The organism is Paenibacillus sp. FSL H8-0332 (assembly GCF_037963835.1).
Lineage (GTDB): Bacteria > Bacillota > Bacilli > Paenibacillales > Paenibacillaceae > Paenibacillus_AQ > Paenibacillus_AQ rhizoplanae.
On record NZ_CP150145.1, the window covers coordinates 1,442,930 to 1,460,504 of the forward strand.

Annotated in this window: 12 protein-coding genes; 6 read left to right on the forward strand and 6 right to left on the reverse strand. The window is 53.3% G+C overall.

Annotated elements, in window-relative coordinates:
* Nucleotides 1-248: 248 nt before the first annotated feature.
* From NST43_RS06330 to NST43_RS06350, 5 genes are all read right to left on the reverse strand, one after another.
* A complete protein-coding gene (locus tag NST43_RS06330) occupies nucleotides 249-1,571 on the reverse strand; it encodes a DUF4179 domain-containing protein (RefSeq protein ID WP_209993797.1) in 1,323 nt (440 codons plus the stop codon).
* Nucleotides 1,510-2,106, reverse strand: a complete 597-nt coding sequence (locus NST43_RS06335; protein ID WP_339223182.1) for a sigma-70 family RNA polymerase sigma factor — start codon at nucleotides 2,104-2,106, stop codon at nucleotides 1,510-1,512. Before NST43_RS06335 ends, NST43_RS06330 begins: the two co-directional genes overlap by 62 nt.
* A gap of 157 nt (nucleotides 2,107-2,263) precedes the next feature.
* Nucleotides 2,264-3,118, reverse strand: a complete 855-nt coding sequence (locus NST43_RS06340; protein ID WP_209993795.1) for an AraC family transcriptional regulator — start codon at nucleotides 3,116-3,118, stop codon at nucleotides 2,264-2,266.
* A 130-nt stretch (nucleotides 3,119-3,248) separates the two neighbouring features.
* Nucleotides 3,249-5,846 carry a beta-L-arabinofuranosidase domain-containing protein gene (locus NST43_RS06345; RefSeq protein WP_339223183.1) on the reverse strand — a complete coding sequence of 866 codons (2,598 nt, stop codon included), beginning with the start codon at nucleotides 5,844-5,846 and terminating at the stop codon, nucleotides 3,249-3,251.
* 209 nt (nucleotides 5,847-6,055) lie between these two features.
* Nucleotides 6,056-6,583 carry a hypothetical protein gene (locus NST43_RS06350; RefSeq protein ID WP_209993793.1) on the reverse strand — a complete coding sequence of 176 codons (528 nt, stop codon included), beginning with the start codon at nucleotides 6,581-6,583 and terminating at the stop codon, nucleotides 6,056-6,058.
* Between the two features lie 278 nt (nucleotides 6,584-6,861).
* Here NST43_RS06350 and NST43_RS06355 point away from each other — a divergent pair, with 278 nt between their 5' ends.
* The 5 genes from NST43_RS06355 (at nucleotide 6,862) to NST43_RS06375 (ending at nucleotide 14,492) form a co-directional block, all read left to right on the forward strand.
* On the forward strand, nucleotides 6,862-8,265 hold the full coding sequence (locus NST43_RS06355) for a helix-turn-helix transcriptional regulator (RefSeq protein ID WP_339223186.1): 1,404 nt from the start codon (nucleotides 6,862-6,864) through the stop codon (nucleotides 8,263-8,265).
* A 149-nt stretch (nucleotides 8,266-8,414) separates the two neighbouring features.
* Nucleotides 8,415-10,022, forward strand: coding sequence for an ATP-binding protein (locus NST43_RS06360; RefSeq protein ID WP_209993791.1), 1,608 nt, complete (start codon nucleotides 8,415-8,417; stop codon nucleotides 10,020-10,022).
* A gap of 258 nt (nucleotides 10,023-10,280) precedes the next feature.
* Nucleotides 10,281-12,047, forward strand: coding sequence for a sensor histidine kinase (locus tag NST43_RS06365; RefSeq protein ID WP_339223188.1), 1,767 nt, complete (start codon nucleotides 10,281-10,283; stop codon nucleotides 12,045-12,047).
* Complete coding sequence (locus tag NST43_RS06370; protein ID WP_209993789.1) at nucleotides 12,034-13,665, forward strand: response regulator; 1,632 nt, start codon at nucleotides 12,034-12,036, stop codon at nucleotides 13,663-13,665. Before NST43_RS06365 ends, NST43_RS06370 begins: the two co-directional genes overlap by 14 nt.
* On the forward strand, nucleotides 13,662-14,492 hold the full coding sequence (locus NST43_RS06375; protein ID WP_209993788.1) for an AraC family transcriptional regulator: 831 nt from the start codon (nucleotides 13,662-13,664) through the stop codon (nucleotides 14,490-14,492). The genes NST43_RS06370 and NST43_RS06375 overlap by 4 nt, the downstream gene beginning before the upstream one ends.
* On the opposite strand, the gene NST43_RS06380 is transcribed toward NST43_RS06375, so the two are convergent.
* The gene (locus NST43_RS06380; RefSeq protein WP_209993787.1) at nucleotides 14,479-15,996 is read right to left on the reverse strand and encodes an FAD-dependent oxidoreductase; all 1,518 of its coding nucleotides are present in this window, start codon (nucleotides 15,994-15,996) and stop codon (nucleotides 14,479-14,481) included. The two genes, NST43_RS06375 and NST43_RS06380, sit on opposite strands and share 14 nt — an antisense overlap.
* Before the next feature lie 221 nt (nucleotides 15,997-16,217).
* On the opposite strand from NST43_RS06380, the gene NST43_RS06385 reads away from it, so the two are divergent.
* Nucleotides 16,218-17,441, forward strand: coding sequence for a hypothetical protein (locus tag NST43_RS06385; RefSeq protein WP_339223190.1), 1,224 nt, complete (start codon nucleotides 16,218-16,220; stop codon nucleotides 17,439-17,441).
* The last annotated feature ends 134 nt before the right edge of the window (nucleotides 17,442-17,575 follow it).

Genomic DNA, 17,575 nt, shown 5'->3' on the forward strand with positions numbered 1-17,575 from the left:
TTCTACACTTGTTACTGGCTGAGGCACATTGTTGCACTTATTGCAGGAATTTCATCGATTCGGTGCTAGTTTGGGCTACATTGTTGCAATTAGTGCAGGATTTTCACATAGGCCGCTTCTATTGAACCGCATTGTTGCAATTTGTGCAGGATGCTGGCATTGATCACGTCTAATGAGCCGCATTGTTGTATTCCGTGCAGGATTGCCATGCTGGCTGGTCGCCAGTACTTTATTCTGCGCAAACGCCCTTATTTGCCCCCTACAGGAACCGGAACAGTCTGTCTATAGAACTTAATATAGTGGAAGCCGTCCATCTCCAGGAATTCCGGCTTCTCTGTGGTCTGGAAGGAATATGTGCGTTCCCACAGGATATTGCCGTTCTTGAGATCCCACGGGCGGGAATCGGATATCGAAGTGACGGGAACGGCGGCACCTCCGGCTTGAACAGCCAAAGTATCCTTATCCAGCATAGTGAATTGTCTCCCGGCGATCACGATATCATAACCGTCAGCAGTCCTGGTGACACTGCGAATCCATAGTTTCTCCAGGCCGACCGTAACGGAGTGGTCTGAGGGTGAGGCCATCGAGATCGGCTCTTCTACGTTCTGATATCCGCTGAAATTATCCAGTACAAGTTCAACACTCTGCAGCTTGTCTGTCGGCAACACATCGTATTCAATTATAAATTCCGGGGCTCCCTTTTTGCTGGAATTCGTACCCCGCATAGACCTGAAATTCATTTCTATCCCATTCACATACAGTTTGGTTACAGCAGAGAATCTTGGATTTTCGCCATTATCCATCTTATAATGTCCCTTTACGATGGTTGACGTAGGAGAAGCCGTAATCGTGTCATAGTAGACGGTTCCCTGATCCACCGGTACAGCCTGGTCAATATCTGCGACGAGCAGGCTTTTCATGGCAAGGTTCGGGTCATATTTGAAGGAGACAGGATAGTGTGCCACTTTCCCGTTCTCCAGCAGCTCGCTGAAGGTAACGGTCAATGTTCTGGAGAAGGGGCTGGCCGGCTCGAATTTGTATACTCCCTCGAAGCGGCTACTGTCCTTGCTGCCGCCGCTCCCCCCCAGGGGATCTGAATCCGTCATGAACCCTTCCAGTTTATCTACTCCGTAACGGAGTGAATAGTTGCCGTCAGGGAAGTCGCCGGTATATATACTGCCCGAAGCCGGATCAATGCTGTAATACATCGTCAGGGCGTTGTCGTCTGCAATTACCCCGTTAATGGTAATCACCGTTCCGTCACCTAAAGTTTTGCTTTTGTTGACGCTTTGTCCGTATCCGTGGTCCGCCAATTCAGAAAAGGCCATCGTATTCAGCTCAGTCTGACTGAACAGCTTCCCGCCGTAATAAGCTAAGGCAGGATATTGATACACGCCTACAGTCAGCAGGAGTGCCGCAGCCGAAGCGGCGACCCATGTTCTTGCTCTTCTAATCCGGGATCTCGGCCGTCTAACCGGAGCCTGCTCCAGCGCCTTCCGCAATCTGCCTTCAAGTTCTGACGGCGTCATGGTCTGCTGATGCTCCTGTAATCTCTCCTCGATCGTTCTCATAACGGTCACCTCCAATCATAGCTTTTAGTTTCTGTATCCCCTGCGAAATTCTGGACTTGATCGTGCCGACCGGTGCTTCGGTAATATCGGCAATGGTCTGATACGGCAGATCGTGGACATAACGCAGCTCAATCGCTTCCCGCTGCCGGGGATTCAGATGCGCGAGCAGGACGGACAGATCCATTTCGGACTCGGTATCGCGGTACGGGTTAGTTGCAGTCCATGCCTCTATTGCAGGCTCCGGCGCCTCGTCCTCCTCCAGGGGAACGAACCGGTTCTGGTTGCGGAGGACGGTTTTGCAGCGGTTGACCAGAATGGTTTTGCTCCAGCTGTAGAAGGCCTCGCTCTTCTTCAGTTGCGCAAGCTTCTCATAGAGCGTGACAATCATATCCTCCATCACATCCATCGCGTCATGCTCATTCCTCATGTAGCTATAGGCAAGACGATAATAAGCGTCCTGTTCGGCTAGGATTAGTTCTAATAATGCTTCTTTGTTGCCACGCTGTGCGGCTCTGACAAGACGGCTTATATTCATGTGCTCACCCCTTTCACAGATAAGAGTGCGTAGCAGCCCGGAAAGTTCATTATGCTCTCAAAAAAATATCCACAGCCTATTCCAGAGAAATCGTTAGTCTCTGGAAGGGCTGTGGAGGGAGCGAAGAAGAGGCAGAACCTGACGCATGCTCTCACGCTCATTCGTAGAACAGCAGACGCTTGGCATAAGCGTTGCGGAACTCGGTGGGGGTGAGGCCGACAATTTTTTTGAACGATTTCATGAAGTTATGGCAATCCTTATACCCTAGCTGCAATGAGACTTCACTGACGTTCTGGTTGGTGTCGGTCAGCAGGAATTTCGCCAGCTCCATCTTCTGCTGCAGAATATATTGCTTCAGGGAGATCCCGGAGATGACGGTGAACAGATGGGAGAGATACTTCTCGTTATAGCCGAAATAGGCGGCGATCTGGGATACCTTAATATGCTCGCTGCGGCTCCATTTGATGTAGTCCACAATATCGTTGTAGAGCTGCTCCTGCTTGGTTCTTTTGAACGGATCGGCATCGGTTGGAAGGGTCTGGCTGTACAGCTCGCACAGAATAACGGTAGACATATAGTTATTGAGCGCCGTCTGATCATAGCTCCGCACCGAATCCTGGAGCTGCTTCATCATCACGATGATTTTCTCCACATTCCGCAGGCTTCCATATTGAGGCAAGTGAATTACATATTCTTCCTTGCCGCCGGTTAACGGAGGGGAGCCCGCAGTCTGACTGCTGTTCGCGGCGTGAAAATGCAGCCAATAGAAGCTACAGTCTGAAGACTTGTACCCGTATTGTCTGGTAAGCGGAGGCAGGAGCAGGAACTCGCCCTTGGAGACGACGAACTGCTGGTTGTCACCCGCCAGGTAGAGCACACCTTCGGTCATAACAATCAGCTCATAATCCTGCAAAATCCGGCTTAAGTGAATCCACTCTGCCGAGGGGGCCACGAATTTACCGGTCATCTCCAGATGTACCGGCTTATCTACCAGCAGCTTGAATGCAGTCATGTTATAATCTCCCTCGGTGTGAAAATAGTCTTATCCTATTACAATATCAAATAAGGGCTATCTTGAATACAGCAGAAGCTGCATCCGAGATAACCCTTGTGTGGAACAGTGATTTGCATTATGCCAATTGTTATTCTTTCACAATCTGAAGCTTATATTCCTGCACCGTAACATGATCCTCCGCCTTAACCGTGAGATTCACCTCAGTGCGGCTGTGCGGCAGCTTGATCTCGCGCGGGAGTGAATCCTCAATCAGAATTCCGTCTGCATAGACCAGGGCATTGTGATGGTGTGGTGTAACATTCAGTTGTACCTGGGATGCGGCTTGCGGAACGCTCAGGCTATACGTGGTTATGCCGCTGCTGAAGGAGGTAGACAGCGTTCCTTCACTGAAGGCGAGCTGGCGCAGTCCGGCATTGTGATCATAACCGGTCATCATGCGCAGCAGGTCGAAGATGCCGTTGTCCTTCTCTGGAACCACGAATTTGACCTCCACCTCAGTCTTCCCGCCAACCGCTTCAGCAGGAATCAGATAACTCCGCTCGTAGAAGCTGCGGGCTTCATCCGTATGCAGCACTTCGCTCGCAATCTGTTCCCCGTCTACATAAATCGCTATTTTCTTACCATTATTTCCTGAGAAATAAGTGACCGAGAGGTAGTTATCTGTGCGCGGTGCCACCTTCATCCGGTAGCTGAACCAGCCGCCATTCTCCGCTTTGCGGATGTTATACCCGTCCCAAGTAGCAACAGAGGTATTCTCTCCCTCAATGCTATGCTCCAGCTCGTACTGGTCATTGCCGACAGGCAGGCTGTCCAGGGTAGCGTCCTGCACACGCTGCCGGATTTTTCCTTGTAAAATATGCTTCTGCAGTTCAGCCGAATCGGCCTCCACCAGACGCCAGTAGATGCCGTAACGCTCATTATGCTGCTTATAATGCGGAGTGAAGACCAGCCGCTGATCCTCATCCGTTCCCCGCAGTGCAAAAGCCAGTTCGTCTTGCTCCAGCCGGACTGTACGGTCCGCAAGCTGCTCCAGCCACTCCTGCGGGCTCTCATTCACCGTCGTGATGAAGTCCTTCACCAACATATTACGGGTCGGCACACTGACAGCAACCCCTGTAGCCGATACAGACAGATCGCTCTGGCCCAGCGCGGCACTCAGCACCACCGGTCCATACTTGAACGCGACCACCTGGCGGGCATCCGGCAGGCTGAAGTGCGTCAGCTTCATCGGAAGCTTGAGTTGAAGCATGTCGCCGTCTTCCCATACTCTGTCCGTCAAGAGGTAACCTCCGCTGACCGCTGAGTTCACAGGCTGCCCGTTCAATAGAAGCTCAGGTTCTCCGGCCAGCCAATCCGGCAGACGAAGCTTCAGCGTGGTGGACTGAGCCTGGGGCTGCATCACTGAAATTTTGAACTCTACAGTATCGCTATAAGGCAAGTTGGCCGACTGGATCAGCATCAGGCCGTGCGCGGCAGAGTCCAGAGTAGAGCTGAAGTACTGGTTGACCACAATGCTGGCCGCATCATGGAAATACAGGCTGTCATTCAGCTTGGTGAAGCTCTCCATGCCGGTTCCCGTACAGCACCAGAAATGCTCGAACGGCGAGCTGTACACCTTGAAATACCCGGTCGCCATAGGCTGGAAATACATCGTCATCCCGGTATGCGGGTGCTGTGACGACACGATGGCATTCAGATAGGTGTTCTCGTAAAAGTCGGCGTAACGGGTATCCCCCGTGATTTTGAACAGCTCGCGGGTCAGCTTGAGCATATTGTAGGTGTTGCAGGTCTCCGCTGTGAAGTTGGAGCGTTCCCGGTCCAGCATATCCGGATCACCGAAGTGCTCCCATTCGCTGTTCCCTCCGGTGATGTAGCTGTGATGATGGACAACCATCTCCCAGAACTGCACCGCCGCTTCCAGATAAAAGACTTCGTTCTCCCCGAGCGTCCGGTAACGGTTCAGCGCACCGAGGAATTTCGGAATCGTAGTATTGGCGTGCTTGCCCTTGAGAATATCCTTGCCCTCATGGACTGGAGTGAACAGCGTCAGCTCGTCAAAGCTATGTGCGGCGCTTAAGTAGCCTTCTTTCCCGGTGACTCTATACAGCTCGTACAGGCAGTCATTCATCCCGCCGTATTCAACCGATAATACACGCTGATGGACCTCTTCAGACCAGGAGGCCGTGCGGCGGTATACCCAGTCACCGAGCTTATCCACCAGGGCATAGGCCGTTGTGCTGCCGGTGGCAGAATAGGACGCGGTGAGTCCGGCGATGATTTTGTGCATCGTATACCAGGGGACCCAGGCTGGCTGCTTGTTCTCCACATTATCGAAAAGGCGTTCCCCGAACGCGGAGAGGTAACCGCTCTCATGCTGGCACAGGGCCAGCTCTTCCAGAAGATAGTTCAGCCTGAGCGCCAGCCCGTCATCCCGTGTACAGGCATAGGCTTGGGACAGCGCCGACAGATAGTGGCCCAGTGTGTGCCCGCGGATCTCCGTGCTCTCCCAGCCGGGATATTTGTCGGCACGCTTCGGCAGTCCCCGGTTCTCGCGGAAGCCCGCCAGCAGGCGGTCTGGATCATAGCTGGTCAGATAATCGATCTCCTTGGCAAAGGCGTTTGCGATATACGGATCGGACACACGGACCTGGTCCATGCGGTATTCCTCGTACAAGGGCTTACCCTGAATCGGGATCGTAAGGGGCTGTGGGGGTGTAATTGTCATTTTTGTATCCTCATTTCTATGAATTCTGTAGGGTGAAGGGTGGTGAATATCCTATATTTAAGCTTATAGATAAAGGTCTTGGGGGTAAATAGTGATAGGATCGAATATGTGTGAAAAGGTTAGATTGGTGGGGGGAGATGCAAAAAAGCCACAACCGCTGCTGGGCAACAGGCTGTGGCTTGGTAGGGAAGGATTAAGGCAGGAGCTTCTTATGGAGTGTACTGCTGCACGATCGATACAATCTGGCCATCCTTGATCGTGAGGTGATAAGGCGAACCGCTTAGATCGAATACATCCGTCTTGGCAAATTCATGAATGAACTTCTCCAAAGTGAGCGATTCGTTCCAGTTAATATCTAATTCTTCAAGCTTGCCGGTGCGGTCATAAATCTGCATGGTGACCTTGGCATCCGGAGCTACCGTATAAGTGTTCAGCGAGTCGCTGTCATTCACGATATAGTAACCGTCCGGGGCACCGCCGATTTCGGCTGCGGATTCCGGCTCCCGCTGGGCGAAGACAGCATCGGCTGCTGCGCCTTGATACCATTCGATCTCATCTCCGGTGAGGGTCGTCTTACCGTTCCGGGTCTCTATGGAATGTATATACACCGTCAGATGCTGGGTTGGACTATCGCTTTTGGCATCTGCAGTTTTTATAGTTGTGCTTGCCGTAGTCACGAGGGAAAGAAACAACAGGACCAGTACAGGAAGCAGGTAGACGTTTTTGTTTTTTAACATTATGAATTTCCCCCTTGGCGTAATCTTACACGGCTTGAGTCTACACTCCTTATTTACCCTGCCGGCATATTCTCAAACTTGTTTATACCCTAATAAACGTTGGTTCAGCAGAAATGTTGCAAAAGATTTTTTAACTGGGTATATATAACAAATATTCCGTCTTTGTCAACCTCTTTTGAACCGTTCAAACCGGATTGACCTGCCTAATTAAGGGATTTATGATATAGGAATATCTGGATTTTTACTAGAATATCTGGTTCTTGAGGGGCGGTATTGGTTTGCAACAACATACTACAATTCAAACAGAACTGGCTGCTTTTCTTAGAAAAGAGGGCCAGACGATCAATCAGTTCGCAGGAATATCCGGTGTCAATTCAGGAACGCTCAGCAGCATTATTAATGGCAACCGTCCTATTGCCATGCAGCAGCTGGACCGGATTACCGCCGGAATGGGGCTTCCTGACGGAGCATTTTATGAGCTATATATAGATGAATGTGTCGTTCATTCCGCGCCCGACTGGCGGCGGCTGGGACCCTTCCTGCACCGCTGTGCGGAGCTGGACAAGCTGGAGTGTATCCGGCAGGTGGTTCAAATTATTATGGACAATATTACATATGCCCCGCTGCTGTTCGATACGGCGGAGGAATTCTACGGGCAAGGTAAGCTTCAGGCAGCGGCTCTGCTGTATGAAGGGGTAGCCGACAGTGAGAAATATCAGCATTCGGAGCGGCTGGCCCTGTGCCAGTACCGGCTGTTCACGATCCGGATCGGCCAGAGCCCGGAGGCGGATTTCCGCGCGGCGACACGGTTTGAGTATTTCGTGGAGCGTCTGGAGGAAATAGAGCAGCTAGAGGCGCTGCGGCAGCTGGCGGATATCTATATTACTTTACAGCACTGGGAGAAGGCCAGATTACTTGCAGAGAGTCTGTATCATAAGACATCTATCCAGTACGAAATCAGATATTACAAAACCAGAAAGAAGAAGGAGCTGAGGCAGGCGCCCAGACCTCTTTGCTTCTATATAATGTATGCTTACTGGCTGCAGTCCAAGGTATGCGAGGAATCCGGTGAATATGAGCGGGCGCTGGAATTTGTGGGCTTGTACTCTGAAATGAGCTGGATTGTCGAGGAATCCGAAGAGGTTCAGCAGATCAAAGAGCAGTTCAGCAGACTTGGTATAGTCTATGCGTGTCTGTACCGGCTCATGTGCGGTGAACTTGAAGTCCTTCCTGAGGTTATGGAAGCTATCGGCACTCACGAGCTGGAGCTGCTGGACGGGTTGCTTAAGGCAGTTCAAGCAGCTAACCGGTATGGCTGGGAGGTGGATGAGCTTATCAGCCGCTTCCAGCCGCTGCTTACGCCGGAGGGAGTGGCCTCCGGGCAAGCCGAAGGGGCTTCCGGCTGGGAGACGCCGGATCAATATCCGGTACTGCTCCATGAGCTGGCGGTGTATTCTTTCAAGGCTGAGAAGATAGAGCAGGGAATACATTATATCTTCGGGAGCCTGGAGGCTTCCGCCGCACTTGGCAGCATAGCCTGTGTGATCCGCTGTGTAAGATTATTCGAGCAGTTCCGGCCGAACGTTTCAGCGGAGGACCAGGAGTGGTATAAGCGTCTGATCAATAAAGTCCAGCTGGCCCACACCGGAGCGAAGCGGACCACAGAATCCCTGCGGGAGTAACGAAGTATCTTTTTCATCCCATCCAATTCCTTCCTCAGCCTATTTTTGTGAATTTTGCAGGTTGTTACTGTGTTTTTTCTGTTATGATAAGGACCAGTCAAGTTTATGGTAACATATTTAGGTTTTGGAAATGGGGTTCTGGAACGACGATGGAGATGAACGATACCGGCAGTTCGGCGATTCGCAATATAGAGGATGCCGCAGACCGGATGATAGAGCTGCTAAGCCAACTTTTCAAGTCAAACACGATTCTGATTTCGGTGCATGGTGTAAGCTCAGATCCCCTGCTGCGGATATTCAACCGGGAAGAGCTGACGGGGCCGGATACGGATCGATCTGCGTTTCTTGATCCTATTTGCAGTCTGATTATTCTGAATGACAATAAGCCGTTACTGGTCTCTGATACGCATAAACAGCCCGCGTCCCCTGCACTTGACTTCATACACACACAGGGAGTGCATTCATTCATTGGCGTTCCTCTGCACACTGAGGATGGCGAATCGCTTGGGACGATCTGCCTGATGGACCCTGCTGCCGGGCGGTATACGAAGGAAGAACTGGACATTTTAAGCGCTATGGCTTATTTTTTCACCTATATTATGAATTTGGAAAATAAGCTTGAAGATGTGGAACAGCGGAGCCAATCGAAAATGGAACTGTTCGCCATGCTCAGCCATGAAATCCGCACCCCTATGAACGGCATTATCGGCATGACGGATCTGATGATGACGACTGATATGAACGAGCAGCAGCAGTATTACATGGAGATCATTGAATCGAGTAATTCCAAGCTGCTGCAATTCCTGAACGATGTTCTGGATTTCAGCAAGATGGAAGCGGGCAAGCTGTTGATTGAAAAAGAACCGTTCGACATTATCACCGCACTGGAAGAGAGCGTCTATCTGTTCTCCACCAAGGCTTTTGAGAAAAATCTGGAGGTTATTCTGAATGTGGATTCGGAGATTCCCCTGTATGTTCTGGGGGATGCTCCCAAGATTCGCCAGATTATCATGAATATCGTAAGCAACGCCCTGAAGTTCACCCACGCCGGGGAAATCCTGATCGAGCTGAAATCCTTGCCTGTTCACCGTGAAGAAATAGGGATTAGGATCACGGTTACGGATTCCGGTATAGGTATAGCGCAGGACAAGCTGAAGCTGCTGTTCAACAAATATACCCAGGTTCACCAGAGCAGCGAGCTGCATCATTACGGAGGTACCGGACTGGGGCTGGCCATCTGCAGACAACTGGTGGAGCTGATGGGGGGAGAGATCTCTGCGGAGAGCCAGGAAGGGACAGGGACGAAGCTGGAAGTCACGCTGTACCTTGAGAAGTATACAAGCCTGCCCTCGATTCCCTTCGAGAAGGATGTGCTTGAGTCCATTAAGATTCTGGTTGTGGATGATAATCAGACCAGTCTGCAGGTCATCTCTTCGGTACTTGAGGACTGGAGTGTGGCAGTTTCTTCTGCCCGGACTGCCGGGGAGGCCCTGGAGTTTCTGGCGGCCAATAACGATTATGATCTAATCCTTATGGACAAGGATATTGCCGGGACAGAAGCCACAGAGCTTGCCAAGCATATGCGCCAGCTTGCTCCAGGCAGGAAGCTGCCCGTCATTCTGCTTGCTCCCCTGGGGACGAATCTGGACGAGGAGACCAAAGCACAGTTTGCCTCCATCATTATCAAGCCCATCCGCAAGGTGCATCTGCTCAATAACATATTGGCTTTGCTGAAGCACAGTAAGCCGGAGTCCTGATGGCGCATACTCCTCCTGGTGTTCTGCAACCAGTGAGATATTCATAGCCATACTTAATATAGCCTGTTTGAAGCCGGTGCCTGCCGGAATTCAAACAGGCTATTTGGTGCAGGCGGAGAGGGAGGCGGCGGGTTGCCCTGCACATACGGTAGAACCATGCTGCGCATACGGTGAATTCACTTTTTCATCCGCTGCGTATTGTCGGACTGAACGTTCAGGTGACATAATCGAAGAGCAGGCATCTGCACACAGGAAGGTGTGAAGAACTTGAGCTATTTCCGGAAGCAATCATTCCGCAGTAAATTAAAAACCGCATTCCTGGCCGTGATCCTCCTCTCCGTGCTGATGACCGGGGGGCTGTCGTATTCCATCTCGGCAGCGGTTCTGGAGAAGAATGCGCTGCAGCTTACCCAGGATAACGTTGTCAAATCGGCACAGATTATTGATGAGAAGCTGAACAAGCTGATGCTGATTATGATGACCTTCATGATCAGCCAGCCCTTTCACGATATGATGAGGGATGTCGTCACCGGGGACACGGGCCGGTATTATACTCACCTGAATGATCTTGATAACGTTTTCTCACAAGCACGGATTGCCGAGCCGTTGATCCATTCCATTTATGTGTCCACGCCGATCGGGGAGTTCTACCCTTCCTCGATGAACCGGAACCGTCTGACGGAGTTCAAGGATACCTTACTATATGAGCGGATCGAACAGGAGAAGAAGAATACATGGGTTGAAGGCCATGAGGACATGCTCTTCTCCGGGAAGGAACGGGTGATTTCACTGATTCTGGAACCTATATTTGATACAGCGGTCCGCGGGGTCTATATCATCGTCAACATCCGTGAAGACGGCTTCCGCAAGCTGGTGAGCGGGGACACCGGCGGCGGGGCGCGCAGCTTCCTGCTGAACGCGGCAGGCAGTCCCGTCTATTCTATGAAGGACCCGCTCGTCCTGCAGGCGGTGGAGGGCCGTGATCTGACCGGCATGATCAGCAGCAGCCGCGATCTCAGCAATACTTTTAAGCTGGGCGGGGAATCGTATCTGCTGAACTATGCGCATCTGGGCATCGCCGATTGGACGATGATCACGATTCAGTCCAAGGCCGGCGTGCTGAAGGATATGATCTATGTGAAATGGCTGCTCGTGGTGGTCGCCCTCGTCGCCTTCACTGTTACCATGATGGTATCAGGAGCTTTTACCCGTTATCTGCTGCGTCCGCTGCAAGGTCTGATGAAGGTGATGAAGCGGGTGGAGAGCAATGATCTGACGGCAAGATTCGAGAGCGGGGGCGGAGACGAGCTGGCCCAGGTCGGGATGCGGTTCAACCAGATGCTGGAGCAGATCGTAGTGCTGATCGGAGAGGTCACACAGGCGCAGACCAATAAGCGCTCGGCAGAGATCAAGGCCTTGTCGGCGCAGATGGACCCTCATTTCCTGTACAATACGCTGAATACGATCTACTGGAAGCTGAATCTGAAGCAAGTGAAGCAGTCGCAGAGCATGGTCATGTCGCTGTCCCGGCTGTTCCAGCTCGGGCTGAACAAGGGGCAGGAGATCACTACGCTGTCTAAGGAACTGGAGCATGTCCGCATGTATCTGGAACTGCAATGCAGCTGCTATGAAGGGCTGTTCCGTTATGAGATTTATGTCGAGGATGAAGCGCTGGTTACCCTCCCGATTCCGCGCATTCTGCTGCAGCCGCTGGTGGAGAATAGTATTCTGCATGGCTTCCGCAACCGGGAGAGCGGGGGGATAATTGAGCTCGAAGTCTTCGATGAGGGAGCACGCTGGTGTATCAAGGTCAGCGACAATGGAACTGGTATGGACGAGGAGGCGGTCCGTGCATTGTTCCGGCGGGAATCGGAGAAGGGCTATGCCGTATCCAATCTGATCCGCAGGCTGCAGCTCTACTATGGGGACAGTGCTGCATTACGGGTGGACAGCGATCCTGGCCGGGGGACGGCAGTTAGTATATCTTTACCCAAACGGGAGGAGCATCAGGATGGACGATCATAAGGTAACCCTCTGTATCATTGATGATATTAAAAGCGTGGTGGAAGGCCTGACCTGCATGAACTGGGCGGAGCACGGCATCCGGGTGGCAGGGACCGCGGCCAACGGTGAGGATGGGCTGGACCTGATCGCGAAGCTGCATCCGGATCTGGTCATTACGGATATCCGTATGCCAAGGATGGACGGGCTGGCCATGCTGCGTGCCGTACTGGAACACCACCGGGACTGCAAAATTATTCTGGTCAGCGGGTATGCCGACTTCGAATATGCGCAGCAGGCGGTACAACTCGGCGCATTCGACTTCGTGGTTAAGCCTTTTACAGAAGAGGAGATCATGAAGGCGGTGCTGCGGGCGAAGTCGGAGATTATGGAGGAGCGTTCCAGACAGCATACCCTCCGGGAGATGGAGAACAAGCTGCGGGAGAGTCTGCCGGTGCTCCGGCAGGAATATTTCGCCCTGCTGGTCAGTCACAGAACGCCGTGGGAGCAGGCGAAGGCGCGCTGGGAATTCCTGAATATCGATCTGAATCCGCTGGGGTTCGTGGTGATGCTGCTTGAAATCGATCACTTTCAGGAGCGGGCGGCAGAGCTGTCGATCCGCGAGGTGGAGCTGATCCGCTTCTCCCTGCTGAATATCACCCAGGAGACCATTGCCGAGCATACGCGATGCGTGGTGTTCCGGGCCAAACATAACCGCTATCTTGCGGTGATGAATGACTGTGGTCCGGCCAGTGCAGTGGAGATTGCCGAACGCTGCTGCAAGAACATTGAACGGTATACCAAGTTCACGGTATCTGCCGGGGTAGGAGGCCGGGTGGAGGAGACCAGCGAGCTGCCGGATTCCTACCGCCAGGCGCACCGGGCGCTGGCCCACCATCTGTTCACCGGAGGCAACGCGGCCATTATGTATGATGATGTTCACCAGAACGGAAGCCAGGAGCCGCTGGCGCTGGAGTACAAGGACGAGCTGCTGCTGGCGCTGCGCTCCGGCAATGTCAGCCGGACAGGCGCGATCCTCTCAGCGATCTCAGAAACGCTGCAGAGCCTGAGCTCCGGGCATAATCCCGATTATCTGCTCGTTCTGTATGAGGAGCTGGCCGCATCAGCGATCCGCACCTTCTATGAGCTGGTTCCGTACGGAGAGATTCAGCCGCTGATCCAGCGGTTTCGGGCGGTGCAGGGAACAGCGGGACTGCCGCTGGCTACCCTCCAGCGGCTGCTGCTGGACCTGTGTACAGAGGGGGCCGCCCTGGTGCGCCGCAATAGCCTGTCTGAAGGCCAGAAGGTGATTTATGAAGCGGTAGAGTATATCAAGGGCCGCTTATCCGAGGATATCACGGTCGGTGAATGCGCGGCGCATGTTCATCTCAGCACCAGCTACTTCTCCAGCCTGTTCAAGAAGGTGAACGGAGTGACCGTTACCCAGTATATCACCGCAGCGCGCATTCACCGGGCCAAGCTGCTGTTGGTGGAAGGGGCGCAGGTGCAGGAGGTGGCCTTCGCTGTGGGGTATGAGGAGCGCAGATACTTCAGCGAGATGTTCAAGAAGATTACCGGCCAGACACCGTCGGAGTTCAGGGCGGGGTACCACCCGGACCGCCAGGAGGAGCCCTACCATTGACAGCATCCGATCCGCAACGTTGCAGCGTTCTTTATGCCAATTATTTCTCACACACGCAGCCACACTCCGTTCAGTATCAAGAGGGGCTATCCTTCTATCTCTTCAGACTTCAGATGGAAGGGACCTGCCACGCTATGGTGCAAGGAAAGTACGAGACCATCATCCCCGGGGATCTGCTGATCTATGCTCCGGATCAGCCGTATGAGCTGATTGTACAGCCCCGCAGCGCTCCAGGCTCTGGGGGAGTTCAGCCCGCCTCGGATTATTTCCTGATCGGCAGCGGGGAGTGGCTGGACTCCTGGTGGCAGGACCGCGGGCTGCCGGCCCGGACGAATATCGGCTTCGACGATACGGTCATTACCTTATGGAAGCATATTGCCGGCGAGAAGAAGAAAGTGATGGAGCATCAGGAGGAGCTGCTGGATTATCTGTTTAGAACGTTCTGCCTGACGCTGCAGCAGGTGATTCAGGCCAGGCGGCGCACCAAAGGGGCGGAGACCGCCTGTAAGCTGAAGCAATTCATTGACAATCATGCCCATGAACCGCTCAGCCTGGAGCAGATCTCCGCCTCCGCCGGGTTAAGCATCTCCCGCGCTTCCTCCCTGTTCAAAGCCGCTTTTGGCCAATCGCCGTTCGCCTACTGCATTGATGTCAGGCTGAAGTCTGCCGAGCAGCAGGTGCTCTACAGCACACTGTCACTGGAGCAGGTTGCCGACAAAGCGGGCTTCCAGAGCTACGCCCATTTCAGCCGGATGTTCCGGGAACGTTATGGCGCTCCCCCGGGAGAGTACCGGCGCAGCTTCGGCTTCCGGTTCAATCCCAGGTGAGTCCGGTGGTGTACAGCACCTGATTGGACGCAAGGAGTAAGGCTTGCAGCTTCCCATACTCAACATCCTGAACAATGCCGTCCGCTTCAAGTGCCAGCACGGCAGCGGTTGCCGCTGATTGTCCCAGAATCATGAAGACCGGCTCCATCCGGATGGAGCCGTAGGCCGCATGAGTGGCCGACACGCAGACCGGTACGATCAGGTTAGTGCATTCGCTCCGCTTAGGCACCATTGCCCGGTAGCTGATCGGATAAGGCTCGGCCAACCGGATATAGAATCCGCCTTCTGTGCTCACATGTCCGTCCTCGTTCACATAGTATTGCGTATGATGCGAGTCCATGGCGAAGGAGCCCATTCCGGCCGAATCCGGCACCGGGTTGTCCCGCCTTACATCATGCTCTGTCACCACATAATCTCCGGTCATTCTGCGGGACTCCCTGATGTAGAGCTGGGAAGGCCAGTGGCCGCTGTCCCCGAACTCATCGAGCGGCAGGCCCCACGGCTTGTAGGCTTCCCGGATCTCCTCCGGCACCCGCGGATGGTTCTGGATCGTCCAGACATACCCCTGCTGGTAGATACGGTGGGCCTCCCATATCTTTTCCCGCGCCGCATATTCCGCCTCCGGATAGCTGTGGTTCATTCCGTTGTAATCTGTAGAAATGCCGCTGTTGTTATTGGAATCAGTCTTATCCGCAGTGACCCGGTTCAATTTGAAGAAGCGTGAGCGCTGCCCCTGCTCAATGGCCCGGAACAGAATCTCATAATCGGCTTCGTTATAGCCCTCAGGCTTGCCGATCATCATCCGGTTGTCGGGATTGTCTGTCAGACACATGCGGAAGTTATAGGCTTGCAGCTTACGGTCCCCCTCGCCGGCATTGCCGCCGCGGTCTGCATTTACACGCGGGAGTAGTCCGCTCGAAGGCACTCCTTTAATGACATAGGGGTCAATTCCCGGAGGGAGTTCGTTCAGTTCAGGTCCGGGCTGAATGCCGTTTAACGTCTCCCCGTATTGTGCGTTCGGCTCCCGTCCGACCACATAGGACACGCCGCAATGGCCCATCAGGTCTCCCTCGTAAGAGGCGTCAATGAACATTTTACCGTGATAGACCTTCCCGGATTCCATAGTAATGGAGGTGATTCTTGCGCCTTGCCGGGTTACCCCATTCTTAAGCTCCAGCCTTTCCCCGCAGACGACTTCAAGATGATGCTCCGCCACCCAGTCCTGCAGCACCTCAAGCGCAACCTTGGGCTCGAACAGCCAGCACGCCCCGTCCTGCGCATATTTCTGCGCAATCCGCTGATAGAATTCCAGAGACAGGCCGCCGACTGCCTCTTTCATTCCCACATCCGTATCCCCCAGCCCTCCGGTGGTCATGCCGCCGATCCTCCGGCTCTGCTCGATAACTACCGCACTTTTCCCCATGATAGTTGCCTGGACAGCCGCTGTAATGCCTGCAGCCGTTCCGCCGTATATGACAAGATCATACTGTTTCATCCGGCTCATCTTCCTCCTTGGTAACGATTTTGCCTGCAAAAATGATTATAAGCCGCTGCCCGGACCCGCGTGAATGATGGATCTTCCTGATTCAGTTGACGGATCTTACTGTTTTGTCCGAAAGTCCGTTTTCAGGGGAAAAGTCTTTTGAATTCGCGGATGGCCTATGATAAGTTGATTGCTGAAAAACGGAATATGCCCCTGCTTCAGGAGGCAGACCAGGAGGAACTATGAAACCACAATTTCGCTATTTGGACAAACCGGCGCTTGAACCTGTACCAGGCTGTGACTGGGCGGACAAAATGGTTCTGAATCCGGCGATCATTCAGGACCCTGACTCGGATGACATTCATATGCTGTTTCGGGCAACCGGCCCGTGGCCGCAGAAGAGAAGAGAGGGCTGTCATGATCCCTATCCGATTTTTTTGGGCTATGCGCGGAGCAGGGATCGGGGAGAGACCTGGGAGGCAGATTTTTCAAGACCAGCTCTGGCTCCGGCCCTCGGGTATGAAGAGGATGAATTGTACATCACGGACATTTACGGAAAAAAGGTGCGGAATTATGCCAACGGCTGTGTGGAGGACCCCCGTATCTTTTATATCGGGAACGAGCTGTATGTCACGGTGGCCTGCCGGGCGTTTCCCCCTGGCCCTTACTGGCTTAGCAGCCAGCAGCCTCCGGTCCAGACGCGCTTTGAATACGTACCGGATTGGATTTTTGCTGGAGAGGGTACGGACCCGTTCATTCAATCAGCCCGGGTGAATGATACGGTCAGCGTTCTGTACAAGCTGAATTTAGCCAAGCTGAAGGAAGGGGAATATGAAGACGCTTTCGGGTACGTAGGCCCGCTTACCGAGGGGCATGTCAGCGATAACCGTGATGTGTTCCTGTTTCCTGAGCAGATGAGGATTGCAGGTAAATGGCAATATGTGATGCTGCACCGGCCGATGAATGTCCTTCCCTTTGCCGGAGGGGAGCGGGCGGGCAAGCCTTCTATCTATCTGGCAGCGGCGGAATCGATCGCGGATTTCGCTTCACCTGCAGCAGTCCACCGGCTGCTGGCCAGTCCGCTGTTTGATTGGGAGGATAACCGTGTGGGGGCAAGCTGGCCGCCTATAGCCCTTGGGAATCAGGAGTGGCTGGTGGCTTATCATGCGAAGAAGAATGTGCAGTTTGGATATACACAGTCCTTCATGATCCTACGGGAGCAGGAGAATGATTTCCCGGTCATTGTCCACCGCTGCTCCGACCGTCTGATGTACGCCGAGCGGGATTGGGAGATGCCGGAGGATTACCCTACGCCTTGTCTGTTTACCACGGGAGGCATTGTCATGGGGGAGGACTTAATCATGTCTTATGGTGCTGCGGATCAGAAGGCGGGCATCGCCTGGGTCCATTTTGCGGAGTTATTGGAGTACATTCGGACATTTGATGAGAACGGCATCCTGCTGTAACAAGGAGCCCGGCCGGACCTTCGTGGAGCATATCATAGAATTCTGTCCCTCAAGAGTGAGTCTGCCGCACTCCTTTGGCAGGCGGGGTAGCCTATAATAGAGAACGAGCTCACAATACAAATGTTAATCAAAGG